The 16056-nt window shown below is 32.5% G+C and carries 16 protein-coding genes and 1 tRNA gene; 9 read left to right on the top strand and 8 right to left on the bottom strand.

From position 1 onward, the window contains the following. Positions 1-783 precede the first annotated feature (783 nt). The 9 genes from Q4500_RS17730 to Q4500_RS17770 all read left to right on the top strand — a co-directional run bounded on the left by Q4500_RS17730 (position 784) and on the right by Q4500_RS17770 (position 8291). Positions 784-2226 (top strand): phage integrase SAM-like domain-containing protein, encoded by a 1443-nt coding sequence (locus Q4500_RS17730; protein ID WP_303600909.1) that lies wholly within the window; start codon positions 784-786, stop codon positions 2224-2226. Positions 2227-2488: 262 nt separating this feature from the next. Further along, the gene (locus tag Q4500_RS17735; protein ID WP_303600910.1) at positions 2489-3817 is read left to right on the top strand and encodes a hypothetical protein; all 1329 of its coding nucleotides are present in this window, start codon (positions 2489-2491) and stop codon (positions 3815-3817) included. A 78-nt stretch (positions 3818-3895) separates the two neighbouring features. Continuing rightward, complete coding sequence (locus Q4500_RS17740) at positions 3896-4168, top strand: helix-turn-helix domain-containing protein (RefSeq protein ID WP_303600911.1); 273 nt, start codon at positions 3896-3898, stop codon at positions 4166-4168. Positions 4169-4171: 3 nt separating this feature from the next. Continuing rightward, positions 4172-4546 (top strand): hypothetical protein, encoded by a 375-nt coding sequence (locus Q4500_RS17745; protein WP_303600912.1) that lies wholly within the window; start codon positions 4172-4174, stop codon positions 4544-4546. Between the two features lie 89 nt (positions 4547-4635). Continuing rightward, positions 4636-5928, top strand: a complete 1293-nt coding sequence (locus Q4500_RS17750) for a hypothetical protein (protein WP_303600913.1) — start codon at positions 4636-4638, stop codon at positions 5926-5928. 498 nt (positions 5929-6426) lie between these two features. Further along, positions 6427-6699, top strand: a complete 273-nt coding sequence (locus tag Q4500_RS17755) for a hypothetical protein (RefSeq protein ID WP_303600914.1) — start codon at positions 6427-6429, stop codon at positions 6697-6699. A gap of 149 nt (positions 6700-6848) precedes the next feature. After that, positions 6849-6998 (top strand): hypothetical protein, encoded by a 150-nt coding sequence (locus Q4500_RS17760; RefSeq protein WP_303600915.1) that lies wholly within the window; start codon positions 6849-6851, stop codon positions 6996-6998. 120 nt (positions 6999-7118) lie between these two features. After that, positions 7119-7943: a hypothetical protein gene (locus Q4500_RS17765; protein ID WP_303600916.1), complete on the top strand. Its 825-nt coding sequence runs from the start codon at positions 7119-7121 to the stop codon at positions 7941-7943. A gap of 111 nt (positions 7944-8054) precedes the next feature. Then, positions 8055-8291: a hypothetical protein gene (locus Q4500_RS17770; protein ID WP_303600917.1), complete on the top strand. Its 237-nt coding sequence runs from the start codon at positions 8055-8057 to the stop codon at positions 8289-8291. Here Q4500_RS17770 and Q4500_RS17775 read toward each other — a convergent pair. The 8 genes from Q4500_RS17775 to murC form a co-directional block, all read right to left on the bottom strand. Continuing rightward, positions 8284-8484 (bottom strand): hypothetical protein, encoded by a 201-nt coding sequence (locus Q4500_RS17775; RefSeq protein WP_303600918.1) that lies wholly within the window; start codon positions 8482-8484, stop codon positions 8284-8286. The genes Q4500_RS17770 and Q4500_RS17775 overlap by 8 nt on opposite strands. An 11-nt stretch (positions 8485-8495) precedes the next feature. Next, positions 8496-9557, bottom strand: a complete 1062-nt coding sequence (locus Q4500_RS17780; RefSeq protein ID WP_303600919.1) for a hypothetical protein — start codon at positions 9555-9557, stop codon at positions 8496-8498. A 431-nt stretch (positions 9558-9988) separates the two neighbouring features. Further along, a tRNA-Arg gene (locus tag Q4500_RS17785) sits at positions 9989-10062 on the bottom strand. A gap of 87 nt (positions 10063-10149) precedes the next feature. Continuing rightward, a complete protein-coding gene (locus tag Q4500_RS17790) occupies positions 10150-10593 on the bottom strand; it encodes a GatB/YqeY domain-containing protein (protein ID WP_303600920.1) in 444 nt (147 codons plus the stop codon). An 89-nt stretch (positions 10594-10682) separates the two neighbouring features. Continuing rightward, positions 10683-12596 carry a cell division protein FtsZ gene (ftsZ, locus tag Q4500_RS17795; protein WP_303600921.1) on the bottom strand — a complete coding sequence of 638 codons (1914 nt, stop codon included), beginning with the start codon at positions 12594-12596 and terminating at the stop codon, positions 10683-10685. A 43-nt stretch (positions 12597-12639) separates the two neighbouring features. Next, the gene (gene ftsA / locus Q4500_RS17800; RefSeq protein ID WP_303600922.1) at positions 12640-13986 is read right to left on the bottom strand and encodes a cell division protein FtsA; all 1347 of its coding nucleotides are present in this window, start codon (positions 13984-13986) and stop codon (positions 12640-12642) included. 4 nt (positions 13987-13990) lie between these two features. Next, positions 13991-14710 carry a cell division protein FtsQ/DivIB gene (locus Q4500_RS17805; protein WP_303600923.1) on the bottom strand — a complete coding sequence of 240 codons (720 nt, stop codon included), beginning with the start codon at positions 14708-14710 and terminating at the stop codon, positions 13991-13993. Further along, the gene (murC, locus tag Q4500_RS17810) at positions 14700-16055 is read right to left on the bottom strand and encodes a UDP-N-acetylmuramate--L-alanine ligase (protein WP_303600924.1); all 1356 of its coding nucleotides are present in this window, start codon (positions 16053-16055) and stop codon (positions 14700-14702) included. The genes Q4500_RS17805 and murC overlap by 11 nt, the downstream gene beginning before the upstream one ends. Position 16056: the final 1 nt, after the last annotated feature.

Raw genomic sequence — 16056 nt, forward strand, 5'->3', positions numbered from 1 at the left:
AAAAAATGAAAGTTTTTTAACCATAACATAACACCATGATTTACCGAACGTTAGAAACTACGGAATTCACATAAAAAACGAACAACAATGATTACTTCAATACACATTACAACCTTCCACTATTAAACTGGTTAGTGTTTCTTAAATTCAAATAATACTAGATACTCAAAAAAGAAGTTTCAACTAGTCATCATATTACATATTAAGACCAAAAAAAAAGTTTAAATAACATATAATAGTGTAGCAATTTTAATATCTATACTCTTACTAAAGTAAAAAACATAAGCAGAAAAAGATTGATTTTAATTGTTACTCATATATACTACATAGAATTCTTGCAACTTGAACTTGGTATATCATAAATCAGCAACTATAATCATCCGTTTTAATCTCTACTTAAAAAGAGTTCTTCCGATACTATCTATACATACTAACACGATTTTCAATACACACAACAATAAAAAATGAAAACCACATCATTACTAGGCCATTCCACACCTAAGCTCTACCTATATAAATAGGCAAGACCAATTCGCCTCATTACAGTAGCGGTTAAAACACAAAAAAGCCACACCTTTTAAGATGTGGCTTTAAAACTTTGTGACCTCGAAGGGATTCAAACCTACTATACATAAAATTTTAATATAAGTTATTAAATACCATATTTTATTGATACAAAGAACCTATACATCTAAATTGATTGATTATGATTGTAATTAAAACAACATAATCGTACCGCTTTTCGTACCATTACATATATTTGTATTGTTCAAATACTATACAATGGCAAAGATTAACTTCATTTACAGGGGCAAAAAAGAGAATGGCAAACTATCAATACGCCTAATAAACGGCAAAGACATAGATTACCGACTTTCTACCCCTATTCTATCTAAAAAAGAATACTGGTTTAAAAGAACCTCCAAAAATGGCAAGACTATAAACAAACATGTACAACCAAAAGACTTTGCTAAAAATACCGATGTAACAATTAAAGAACATAAAGCTTACTTAATAGATATACAAGAATCTATTTTAAAACTATTTACCAGAGATAGCAACAACGGTGTACCAATAACATCAGAATGGTTTAAGACTACAATACAAGACACCTTATATATTTTAGACACTAAAGACAAAATCAATACAGCAGATGCAGAACAAAATCAACTTGCAGAATCAGTAGAAAATAGAAAAGAAGAAATAAAACAAGCCAACTTACTAGCAAATGCAATAAAAGGAATGTTCATAAAGTATGGCACAAATAGAAACGAGTTAAAAAAATACAAGGTTACTCATAGACTACTTCTAAAATACCAAGAACACACGAAACAAGAATTTACCATTAAAGACCTCAATGCAAATTTTGCTGACCATTTTAAAAATTGGGCATACAACGAAATGCAGTATCGAAAATCTTATATTAATACACAACTAAAGAAGTTTAGAAGTTCAGCCGTTAGAGCCTATGAGAATGATGAACAAGATATTATAGAAGTTAGCAAAACATTAAGGTCGTTTAAAATGTTTAAAGACGTATACAAAGACAAAGTTGTAGTATGGCTAAACTATGATGAACTGGACAAAATCGACAAGAAAGAATTAAGTGACCCAAAATTAATTGATGCTAAAAAGGCTATTCTTATCGGTTGTGAAACTGGATTAAGGTATTCAGACCAAAACAAACTTATAGACACTAACATTAAAAATGTAGATGGTGTAAATTACTGGGAATTCAGAACAGATAAAACCGATACAATTGTACAAATTACGATTAGTGATAGAATTCTTTATCTTTTAAATAAATACGGCTTACCTCAAACTAACTATCCTAGCAACGGGGTGAAATTAAACGAGGACATCAAAGAGGTTTGCAAACTATCCGAAATTAACGAAAAAATTAAAGGCAGTAAAGCAACCGTTACCATAATTAACGGCAAAAAGGAAACCAGAAACATCATTGACCTACATAGCAAACATAGCCTAATTACTACCAGAACCTTTAGACGTTCGTTTGCAACAAATTACTACGGTAGTATTAACACATCGTTAATTATGAATATTACAGGACACGCAACCGAGCAAATGCTAAAAAGTTATATTAACAGAGGTAATACCGATAACATTGCAAGCACAAAAGCACAATTTGACGAATACCACGAAAAACGAAGAGAGAAAAAGAAAAATATTAAGTTAACTATTATACCAAATGCCGTAAACGAATAATAAGTATTTTCCTCAACTTTAAACGAATCATAAAATATAGAGCACACTAATATCCTAGACAAAGTATTGACCTATGCACAAAGCAATCTTATAATTATTCAGAACGCAAATAAGATAAGTAACTTGGTAAAAGAAATTAAAAAGTGTAAATATCTAATTCCTAGAACCTACGGAAATTCAATTTATAAAATCTTATCAATTCCAATGGCTGCATAATCGCAGCCTTTTTTATATTTACAAAGGCAACGATAAATTTATTTAAATGAGATTGACAGAACTTTGTGACAATCCTAAAGATATTGAAGAACTACAAATTATTTTAGCAAGTGAGTATTTTGAAATTACTAGAAGTAATGTCAACTACTTACTTGAATTAAATGAAAAGGATTTTTCTATTGAATTTGATTATGTATTAGCCAAAACAAAAAATCTATATATTTCCAAATCTATGGTTGAAAATTTTGACCATGTTAAAGATGATAACTTAACTACATATGTATTTTTCACATACATGAACTATAAAATTGTTAAAGGACTTTTTATAATTGATGAGTACATGGAGCATTGTGATGAGATAAACAAAATATGCAACACTAGGGTAGAACAAAAATATGACGACTATAATTTTTATAGCAATTATTTATCAATAAAACTGCCAAATGACTTAGTGAAAATTGAAAGCAAAGAAGTATCAAAGGAAGAAATTAAATACTTGAAATTCGTAGCAATAGATAACTCATTAACCGACCCAAATATCCTAGATGATTTTCACAGAGTTCAATTCAACCCAATCACAATTGACGAAATATCATTTTACTTTTCAAACTCTAGATATGAATGGCTAATAGGTTTAATGGAGAAAAATATCCTTTTTGATAATTCAACAAAACCGATTTCCAAGATTAGACTTGAAAAGCATTTGAAAGAATATGGCAAAGGGTTTCGTTCTGGATATTTTAATTACTTAGAAAAAGTTGAAAATGAGAATGAACTTTTCTCAAAAGAAAAAAAAATTTTTATTAATAAAATCTTTAGTAAAGTCCATGATGCACTTAATGTTTCTTGTTTACCATTGCAACTTATAGGAAATACAAATAACGAATATAAAAAGAGTTACAAAATAATAGAAGACGAACTTTTTGAACAAGGTATTTTAGATGGTGAGATATACAAGGCTTGGATGATTGTTGCAGAATACAATCCAATGTTTCGTAAGAAATGGAAAAAAGAAAATGCAATTCAATTTCCCAATCAGGAAATTCAGTACTCTGGAAAAGAAACATTAAAAAATCAATTAGACTATAATTGGTTTAAAGTTGGTTTACTTTTTGCGAATGGCGAAATGGATAAATTAATTAAAAAACATGAATCCAATTTTACCCAGATTGCAAAGGAAAAATTCAGTCATAACCCTAATGGCTACCGTCCTTACATTAGTGAAACCTTTAATAACAGTACTCTAAGTGATAAAAATATTTGGAAAAATAAATTAAGATTAACTACCATCCACCAACATTGCATTCAGAATGGAATTAGCATGACCAACAGTTTTTTAGAGCATTTCGAAGCGATTAACAAAAGTGGTACTTAAACGGTACTGGTACGGCAACTAGTACCATGTAATTCGATTGACCTTTAGACATTAATAATCTAAAAAAGATAATGTTCTATGCAACAATTACAATTTATTGCCACATCACCTCAACAATTTAGAGAAGAAATCCATCAAGATTTTAAGAGCCTTTTAGAAGATCTCAAAAAAAGTTTTGAACCAAAGACACCAGTAGAATTACTTAGTCGAAAAGAAACAGCAACACTATTAAAAATAAACCTTTCAAGTTTACACGGATGGACGAAAAAAGGACTACTACAATCTTATCAGATTTCAGGTAAAGTCTATTACAAGCGTAGTGAAGTAGAATCTGCATTAATAGAACTATAACATATGGCAGCGATACCAACGCCAGATGTAATGCAGTTCAAACTAGATACTGGTAAAGTATATAAGGAGGTTAGGCATTACAACCTCATAGACGGCAAAGAAACACTATCCAACAAACTTAATATTGGTATTAATCGTGGTTTCTCAAAAGCAAAGTACATCTATTCAGTCAAAATAAGACAACCTAATAAATGGAGTAAACAAATTACTGGTTTGTTTCCTACCAATGATATAGACTTGTTTTATGGCGACACCATTAACCAAAAGAATCTATTACTAGCAAGATTTAAAGATAATGGTAACGAGTTAGTCATATACTACTTTAAAGACTTCTACCCTAAGCCATTAGGGGGCTTTTTAAATAATTTCAAAGGATAGGTCATTAAAACAAGTAAAAGGGGCTGCATAAGCCCCTCAATTTGTTCAAATGCTATCGGCAACGATAACAACCCAAAGATAATATTTTAATGATTGACTACATACAAATTTGGGTTACTAATACAGCCGAAATTACAACTTTATGGAAACACCCTCTACTATACTACAAAAATAAAATAGAGAAGGTAAGTAAATCTACTGGTGAGATTTACAAGAAACAAACAAGGGAATTTGAGGGCATAACATTTAGAAAAGAACCACACTACCCAACTAAGCCAAATGAAGGCAACGTAAGGATTGTAATAAGTTTTAATCCGCATTACTGGTTTAATCAAAATAAGCACAACGCAAATAATTTTAATGCCTTAGATAGTATTGAGACAATTAAAAGATTTGTAAGCATTTTTAATATTGAAACATTCAGTCACTACCCGATTAATAATCTTGAATACGGTTTAAACTTTTTGTTTAATGATTATGACAAAGAATTTATAGGTTATAATATATATCACTCAAGAAATTTATTTATTCAAGACCAAGAACATAGGTACGCAAAGAGAGCACATAGTTACACCAACGGAAAACCTAATTACTTTTCTTACGCTAAACTATACTGTAAAGGTTTTCAATACCCTGAATACTGTGACAAAAACACTTTAAGGTTTGAAATGGGCGCGAAACAAAGTAAAAATATAAGAACACTAGGTATTAAAAATATTGGTGACTTATTAAATATCGAAGTCTATCATAAGTTAAAAACATCACTAATAAAGAACACCTCCAAAATATTGATAATAGACGAATACCCTATTTTAAACGAGTTAAACTCCAGGGATAAGAAGAGATTAATTAATTATTCAAATAGTTCATTTTGGTATAAGGCAATCCAGACAAAAAGAAGCGCAACATTTAACGAAAAGAAAGAAAGTTATATTAAATTACTAGACCGAACAACCTTCAATATAAATACAGAATTTCAGAATAAAATAAGGGAAAAACTAGAAACTCTACTACCTGAAAAGCGTAAAGATTCCATAATCACCACAAAAGGCGATAAGTGTAAAGATTCCACTTTAGATAAAGGTAGAATACTTACGTTTTCCAATTCTCGTATTTGCCCTGTTACTGGTATAAATATTTCAATGCAGAAACAAACCTCTTTACTACTATCGAATACTGGTTTAAAGCATCTAGAAAAAAGTAATATAATAAAGTTTAATGAACTGAAATCGATACTGCTTACAGGTAAACCAAATAGATATGAAAATACGATATATGACCAATTAAGTAAACAAATCAGAAATCGTTATTACAGCAGACAGCCAATAGATAATCAAATGTTACTCTTTAATGCTTCAAACATAAATACCACGAGAATCTAAAATTTGTTTAGCACCTATACGCGCGCGTATTGTTTTGATAAGTTGAATACTATAACTCTTTAGGTATTCCTTACTATAAAAAGTAAAAGTAATTAGACATCACATACGCGCGTACAGGTAAAAAAATACAAATAGTAAATTAGACAAATCGGACACCTTAAAAAGGAATTGTTTTTAGAACGGTAAAAAGAGATAACCTAATAAAACCTAAGGTTGACTAAAGATTTATTCCATGTCACAACGTGCGTGTAGTTGTGCAAAACAGAAATAATACTACAATATCGTACTATCTGTTCGCGTGCGCGCGTAGTTGTTAATATCCTGAAGTATTAATATCACAATCTAACGAATTTAACAACCTAAAAAGATTAAAATATCAAACCTTAGAAAATTGATTAAGATTTTAGGTCATGATGCACGCATTTTGTAATAATCTATACAAAAATAAAAATGATTAATTTAATTGAATATATTGGATTATGTCCATAATTTCGGATTATGTCCAAAACAATATTCAGAAATAACGATTTAAAGCGTATTAAAGACCTTTTAAAGGAAATAGGGAAGGAAAGGTATGAAGCAGCGTTAAATGATGCAGGATTACAAGAAAACAAGCCTTTATCAATGAATGGGTTCTTTGTAGAGTTTGAACCAGATACATTAGACTTCAATTTATATTATAAATACCCGTCTCGAGTAGTAATATTTATCATGCCAGTACTCGGATATTGGAATGTACCAATTGATAATTGGGTTAGAGAAAGGAAATAGTTTGAATAATCAATATTATTTCAAGATGTAGTTTATTTTAATATTCCTAAGTATTAAATGTTTTGTATTTTTCAAGTATGCGAATAATAGTTCTAATTATCCTACTGACTGGCTGTACCAACCAAAACCTCGAATTGCAAAAAGAGAATATGCGATTAAAAGATGAGGTCTTGAAAATAAAACAACAAGCCAATTCTTTACGAAGTAAATCAGAAGTACTTACGAATCAAATTGATAGTCTTAAAACACAATTATATAAATGTGAAATGATTTTAGAGTCCTATGAAGTAACGCAATAAAACCAAAATTTATAAAAATTTAATAGTTTTACGGAATACCGTAATAGATAAAAATATTTATTGTTGAAATTGCCCAGTATAATTTACTAAATATCCAAAATAACTATTTAATTCTTATAAATGAGACAACTATTATTCTTAATCTTTATCACAATTAATCTAAATCTTACAGGACAAGTCACCTACGAACAAGTAAGTGACCCTAATCAAAAAATAAGAGGTAGATACGACTCCTATAAGGCTTCAAATGGAATCACATACCATGTAGGAGATCTTTTGACCTTAAAATATGCCGCCATAAAAAATGGAATGTATTCAACAATATTTAGTACTGGTCTAGTAATGTCTTATAAAACTGAAAGTCCAAATGAAGTTCTTGAAATTGAAGACTTCAAAGCAATACATACATTTGGCGTTAGTGCTATGTATGCAATTGTTAAGGGAGCAGATAAAAAGAAATATCAAATGGTCATAGATTCAGCGTTAGAACTTAAAGAAATTGCAGAATATAACAAAGGTATAACCGTAGAAACTAAATATGACGAAATGGAAGAAACAACTTCATTTCATACTTCCAATTTAACAATTGCTTATAATAATAGCCCATACATTGATATAAGCATAGCAAAATTACATACTGGTAAATACTACTTAAGAGTTTATTATAAATCAAGATATAACCTAGACGGTTGTTTTAGAGAAGATGACGTGATTAAGATTAAAACTGATGAACACGGAATTATAGAACTAGCCAATGTATTAAATACCGAATGCGGTGATTCTGGTTCATTAGCATATGAGATTCCCGAAAATATACTTTTAAAATTATCAGAAAGTAAATGGGAACTTATGAGGTTATACAATAGTGACTCTTACCTAGAATACAAACCAGATGGCAATGAAGATTACTTTTCAGAACTTTCTAATGCAATTATTAAATATTAAATATGTAAATCGAATTGGGTAAACAAAACCCTGATAAACTAACCAGAACAATAATTTAATGTTATTTGATATATTTATAAGATTTGATTTAAAAATTATATTATTAAACATATGGGCATTTACGATTTCAATATATTATCTAATCATGAGAAATACGACATAGTATTTACCAAAGGTAAGTTTGTAGATTCCGTTAAAGATGCAAACATAACTTATGTTCTCTATTCCCTTTCTAAATTCTGGGTTGAGGTGATGTATGACAACAGAATAAATAAAATATTAGAAATAGGTAGTTTTGTTGGTGGTGAAACTTTAGACAGGTATAGCAATTTAAGAAATACTATTTAATGTATAATCTATCCGTAGATGATTGTGTTTCATAAACTTGCAATTGATTAGTATCGCTTGTCCAATTTTGGACAATTGGATTAAAATTAATCACCGTTTCACTATTAAAATCATTAGTAAAATTTTGATTTTCAAGTTGAGATAAAAATTCATCTGAAAAACCGATATCCTTTAGTAAGTTTTTTTTGTTCATATTAATTAAAGTTAATTATTTAATGCTGATTTATCGTTTCTTAATATACAATATTCTTGAGAAAGAAACATTTTAAAAACTGCAGTATTTCCAAATACCCAATACAAAAGTGCCCAATATCTTCGCAATAACCTATCAAAATCCTTGATATCTTCTGAATGAAGAATTTTCAATTTGCAAATATCCCATGCAACCTCACGAGGTATACCTGTAGCATGTGTTTTCCATATAGAGTGGTCGCACAATAATTCCGCTATTTCCTTCGACCTATCTTCTTTTTCTTTCGATGTAACTGGCTGCCCATTACTACTATGTACATTCCATGATTTAAATTTGTAATCATTTAAATAACTTTTCACTAAATCAATACTATACTTACTGCCGTTAATTGCACTACCTATTTCCTTAGCATCAATTTGATTCAAAATTTGTAAATCCGTCCAAAGAGGGTTTTTACCTGCCTTAAGTAATTCATCACCCCTCTTCTGTATTTCTGTAATTAAAGTTAAGAGTGATTGAGCAGCAACAAATCGTCCATTTTTTCCTATGACTTGAGGGTCTATTGGTCCAATATGAGCACCAGAATTCATGATTATTTCATCTCCAGAAAGGGCAAAGATTGTTCCAGCACTCATTGCCATATTTGGCAATATAAAGGATACCTTATCAAATCTATTACGGAGCCTATCTACAAATCTAGCAACTTGTTGCCCAGATCCTCCTCCGGTAACAATTAAAACATCTATTTCCTTTTCCTCTGGAGGGATTTGTGCAATCATTTCAGAAAATGGTAAATCGTCGGTATTATCGATACCTGTGTTTGCTTTAATTTGAGTATTTACCACATTAGCAACATAACATATCATTCTTTTGCCGCGTACTTTTTCCATTTCACCAATTGCCCTTCTTAACTCAAAGGTGAAATCAACGTTTACTATAGGATGTTTTATCATACTCTCGTATTCTTTGCCATCCTCCATAAGGTCTAAAAGAGAAGTAACTGCTTTTATCGCTTTCCCATTATTATGACTATTTTTTTGGGGAATATAATTTTTTCTTGGTTTTCCTTTCATAAATTTATTTTACCATAATTAGAAATAAAGACAAAAACATCCGTACGAATTTACTTCAAAAAAATAAATTTTTTTCATATTAATTGTACATAATCAACAAAAACTTTATTCAGGAATAGAACTCTTACCATACTCACAATAGAAAGGATAAAAAATACAATTTGATTGAATGCTACTTATATGTGCTCAACCGACCTTTTACTAATCAGGTAATTGGATAAAATAATGAATGAAAAAAAATTAAAAAACAAAAATCCTAGTAAGTATAGTACTTATTAGGCTTTATTTGCTTACCCTCTTGGAGCAAAATCATTTTACTCTCCGACTTACAAAAAAACATAATCGTACCATTTTTCGTTCCAATTTCGAATATCTAAAACATTAAAAAACCTCAACAAATTGATTTATAATCTGTTAAGGTTTTAATACAGTGACCTCGAAGGGATTCAAACCCCCAACCCTCAGAGCCGAAATCTGATGCGCTATTCAGTTGCGCCACGAGGCCATTATTTTATATTCAGTATTCGATTAGCAATTAGCAATTAGCAATTAGCAATTAGCAAAATGAAAAACACCCTAATACTAAACTATGTTATGCTAATTTCTTTTTTACGATTGTAGATATTAATTTACCATCTGCTTGACCTGCTAATTCTTTAGAAACAATACCCATAACCTTACCCATATCCTTCATTCCTGAAGCACCGGTAGCATCTATAGTTTGAACGACTACTTTTTCTACCTCTTCTTCTGTAAGTTGTTCTGGTAAAAATTGTTCTATTACCGCAATCTGCGCCAATTCTGGATCAGCAAGATCTTGTCTTCCTTGTTCTATAAAAATAGCAGCACTATCTTTTCTTTGTTTTACTAACTTCTGTACTATTTGTATCTCATCATCTTCAGTCACTTCTGCACCTCCACTTGTACTAGCTACCAATAAAGCAGATTTAATAGCCCTAAGGGATTCTAGTGCTACAGCATCCTTTGCTTTCATAGCCAATTTCAACTGCTCCATTACTTTTTGCTGTAAACCCATTTTATCTTTATTTTGGTCTGTAAAGATAAAAAAAATAAAACCCGAAAACTAACTTAGTTTTCGGGTTTAAAAATGTTGTGAGACTATTATTAGTCTACATTATCATGTAAAAATGAGTTATTAGAACGTAACTGTATATCATCATTACTATCTCCACTCAACGATGTTCTAGAAATCTTCTTTTCTCGTGAACTTTCGTTCAAGTCAACACCTTGTCTTTGGTATGCCGGCTTCTTTTCGTCATAACTAGTAGGTGCATTGTTTTTGAACTTATAATTGAAATCTTTCAATTTTCTTCTACGTTCATCCGCTCTATCTCTCAATAACTCTTCAATCGGCGTTTCCATTGGATCTAGTTGCTCCTCTGGATGTACTTCTCTTTTTGGAGCTACGGTCTTTCTCTCAAATACTAACTCGTCTTCAATAATCTTAGGCTCGAACTCTTCTGCCTTAGACTTTGCACCCGTAAGTTTACTTTCTAACTGCATATAGTCATCTAAACTATAACGTTTTTCACCATTCTTATTATACTCTAATACTGGTACAATTTCGATGCTTTCGTTAACATCAATATCTTTCACTTCATCATGCAAGTCAAACATGATTACGTTTTCTTTTTCTTCCTCGTCTCTTGAAGAACTTTCAAAATCAACTGTAAATTGATCATCTTCTTCTTCAACTTGTATTTCTTCTGGCTCAACTACTTCAAGATCTCTAAAAGATGAAGGTGCATCTACGATAACAAAATCTTCTTCTGAAACATTTTCCGCTAGTACTTCCTCGTAAAAAACATTGAAATTTTTAATATAGTTCGTTGTAGGTATCAAGTCAAAATCTTCTTCCTCAACGAACTCATACTTTTTTACGGGTTTGACTTGTTTTACCTCCTCTTCCTCATCGTCCATTTCTAAAGTATGGACCGTTTTTTGGTTCGATAACAACATTGCCTCTGCACGTTGCCCTTCCTCCAAAGTATGAATAATTTTCTTTGACTCGGTATTTACAATATCATCTTGTTGCTCAATATTAAAACCTGTAGCAATTACAGTAACTGCAATAGCTTCGCCTAAGCTCTCGTCTTCCCCAACACCCATAATGATGTTAGCTCCGTATCCTGCCTCAATTTGAATATGATCATTGATTTCACCAATCTCATCGATAGTAATTTCTTGCGCACCAGAAACAATCAATAGCAATACATTTTTAGCTCCTTGAATTTTATTATCGTTCAATAATGGAGAATCTAATGCTTTCATGATTGCTTCATTAGCTCTTGCAGAACCAGATGAAATAGCAGAACCCATAATAGCAGTACCACTATTAGATAGTACTGTTTTAGCGTCACGTAAATCTATGTTTTGTGTATAGTGATGTGTAATAACTTCTGCAATACCTCTAGCAGCAGTTGCCAATACTTCATCAGCTTTAGAGAAACCAGCTTTGAAACCTAGGTTTCCGTATACTTCTCTTAATTTATTGTTATTAATAACGATCAGCGAATCGACATTGTTGCGTAATTTTTCAATACCACGTTGTGCTTGTTCAACTCGCATTTTACCTTCGAATTGAAACGGCATAGTAACGATACCAACAGTAAGAACATCCATTTCTTTTGCAAACTTGGCAATTACGGGAGCAGCACCAGTTCCTGTTCCCCCACCCATACCTGCAGTAATGAAGATCATTTTAGTAGTCGTATCCAACATACTTTTAATCTCTTCCATACTTTCCATGGCAGCTTGTTCACCTACTTCAGGATTGGCACCAGCACCCAAACCTTCAGTTAATGACATGCCTAATTGTATTTTGTTTGGCACTGGACTGTTGTCTAAAGCCTGAGAATCTGTGTTGCAGATTACAAAATCAACTCCGTTAATTCCCGCCTGGAACATGTGATTAATGGCATTGCTACCACCGCCACCTACACCAATGACTTTTATAACGTTGCTTTGATTCTTTGGTAGATCAAAGGAGATATTATCAAATTCGCTGTTCTTACTCATATTCTAATTATTACTGGTTATGTATTCTCTTGTGCTATGCTTATTACTCTGCGTTATCTAAAAATTCTTTCAATTTTTCAGACCACTTATCAAAAACAGATTTTCTTTCTTTATGCAGGTTAGGGCGCGCTACTGCCTCGGTATCACGTTCAGCATATACCAATTCTTCCTCTTCCTGCTCTAGTTCCTGTTCTTGTAAAATTTCTTCTTGCGTCAATTTCAACTTCTCCTGATTTTTAATTGCATTCATTAAAAGACCAACAGCTGTTGCGTATAACGGACTAGCAACTTCTTCATCAGAATCGCCTGCTAGATGTTCGTTAGGGTACCCAATACGAGTATCCATACCTGTAATATATTCCACTAATTGCTTTAAATGTTTAAGTTGGCTTCCTCCACCTGTTAACACGATACCTGCAATTAATTTCTTCTTTTGTTCTTCGTGACCGTAGTTTTTGATTTCTACATATACCTGCTCAATAATCTCAACTACGCGAGCATGAATAATCTTTGACAGATTTTTCAAAGAGATTTCTTTTGGCTCTCTACCACGCAAACCTGGTATAGATACAATTTCATTATCTCTGTTCTCACCCGGCCATGCTGAACCAAATCTGGTTTTCAATAACTCTGCCTGTTTTTCTATAATCGAACATCCTTCTTTAATATCTTCAGTAATGACTCCACCACCGAAAGGTATTACCGCAGTATGCCTAATTATACCGTCTTTGAAAATTGCTAGATCAGTAGTACCACCACCTATATCGATTAATGCTACACCTGCTTCTTTTTCTTCTTGACTCAATACTGCGTCAGATGACGCTAATGGCTCTAGTGTTATATTTCCTAAATCTAATCCTGCACTTTTAATGCAACGACCAACATTCTTTATTGAAACTACTTGACCAACTACTACATGAAAATTAGCCTCTAGCCTACCACCATACATACCAACAGGTTCGCGTATTTCAGCTTGACCATCAACTTTGTATTCTTGTGGTAATACATGAATAATCTCTTCACCCGGTAGCATAATCAATTTGTGCACTTGATTGCATAGTAAGTCAACATCTTCTTCACCAATTACTTCCTCAGAATCTTTTCTGGTGATGTAATCGCTGTGCTGTAAACTTCTTATATGTTGACCGGCTATACCAACAACTACAGATCCAATTTTAAGACCTGAATTTGCTTCTGCCTCTTCAACCGCCTGCTGTATAGATTTTATAGTCTGGGTAATGTTATTTACCACCCCTCTGTGTACACCTAAACTTTTGGACTTACCTATACCCAAAATCTCAATTTTACCATACTCGTTTTGCTTTCCGATTATGGCAACGATTTTCGTTGTTCCAATGTCTAAACCGACTGAATATTTAGTTTGTTCCATTTTATTATATTTTAGTGCACACCACCTGGTTATTGAATTCTAAACTTACTTCTGCATAATCCTCCAAGGTTTCATCCTTGTTCGCTTTGGCATAAAATGCCTTAAAATTGCTAAACTTGGCCTCTAAATCTTCAATACCGCCTATGTTCACAACAAAATTATTAAGCCTTAATCGTAACTGATATTCTTCTTCTCCTTTAATGTGAATACCAATAACAGATTCACGAAAAAAATCATCCATATTTATATGTTCCAAAATGACATAGACATCTTCAAGGCTTTTACCACTGATATTGCCCGTTATGATAGGAACTCTTGCTGAATGATTATTTGAAAGCGGCATTCTCTTTCCTTCATCGTCCAAATAGAATTTCGAATTCCCTTCAATACGTCCTATTGGCTTACGTTGAACTATTCTCGACGTCAGCTCACCATCTATTGTTAGATAGACTTGTGCACTTTTTACCATTTCATTGGCCTCAAGGGCCTTTTCTACAGTATTCAAAACTATATTTTCTTTAGGCACATTATCAAGGCTCCCGTAATTTTGTATTAACAATTTATTAACCGTTCCTTCGGTGAGGTACAAATTTTGATCCCCAACGAATTCTACCTTCATTCCCGTAACATTCTTGGCGCTATTACGCTCATTCGAAAAAGCATATAACCACATGATTACCAGAACCAAAGCAACTAACTTTATAAAATTCCAATTAACCTGCATACGACATCTCTTTTTTTATTTTCACCACTTCTAAACCTATATCTCCAGCTCCCATTGTTAGTAAAACTTCAGGATCTTGTTTTTTTATCTCAGAAAGGATTTGTTCTTTTGAAATTAATTTTTTATTACTACTTGTCACCTTATCCAACAACCATTCTGCCGTAACACCTTCAAGTGGTTCTTCTCTAGCCGGATAGATATCTAACAACAAAATATTCTCGAATTGCGATAAGCTTTTTGCGAACTCATCTGCAAAATCACGTGTTCTTGAAAATAAATGCGGCTGAAAAATTGCCAATACTTTTTTATTCGGATGCATTTCTGCAACTGCTTCGAAAACAGCGTTTATCTCTGTTGGGTGATGTGCATAATCATCAATAAAAATGAAATCATCACTTTTAATCTGATATGAAAATCGCCTTTGCACTCCTTTAAAAGTTGCTAATGCCTCTGCAAGGCGATGCGGCGGGGAACCTGCTTGCATCGCCATTGCGAAAGCTACCAAACCGTTCAACAAATTATGTCGCCCAGGTTTGTTAAATTCAACCCCTTCTAGTTTGAGGTCAGGGGTCTCCAAATCGAATATGTAGGTGCCATGTTCTATTTTTATGTTCCGGATACAATAATCCGAATCGTCTTCAATACCATAGGTCAACCCTTCTAAAGGCAAACCATTTCGAACAAATAATTTACCGTCCGGTTTTAAACGTTTGGTAAAATCTACGAATGTTCTTTCCAATTCTTGGGCATCACCATAAATATCAAGGTGGTCAGCATCCATTGACGTAACACAGGCTACATTTGGTGTTAACTGCATAAATGAACGATCAAATTCATCTGCTTCTACCACCGAATACTCCGTTCCTTCTAACAGGAAATTACTATTGAAATCTTCTGAAATTCCGCCTAAGAACGCAGTCATTTTAACTCCCGCTTCTTTTAACAAATGTGCCAAAATACTAGAGGTAGTAGTTTTACCATGTGTACCGGCAACTGCCAAACAAAAAGAATCTTTGGTTATTAAACCAAGTACCTCTGAGCGTTTCTTAATCGTGAACCCATTATTTAAAAAATACTGATACTCTGAATGAGAAGCAGGTACCGCTGGCGTATATACTACCAAGGTATGCTCTTTGTCATTCCTATATTCATCTGGCACTGTATCAATATCATCAGCATAGTGAATATCAATACCTGAACTTGCCAATTCTTTTGTTAGCGGACTCTCTGTTTTATCGTACCCTGCAACCGCCTTGTTAATGAACGCAAAATAACGCGCCAAAGCTGACATACCTATGCCCCCTATGCCAATAAAATACACCTTATGTATTTGCGTTACGTTCATT

The sequence above is a fragment of the Maribacter sp. 1_MG-2023 genome (genome assembly GCF_030547005.1).
Classification (GTDB): Bacteria; Bacteroidota; Bacteroidia; order Flavobacteriales; family Flavobacteriaceae; genus Maribacter.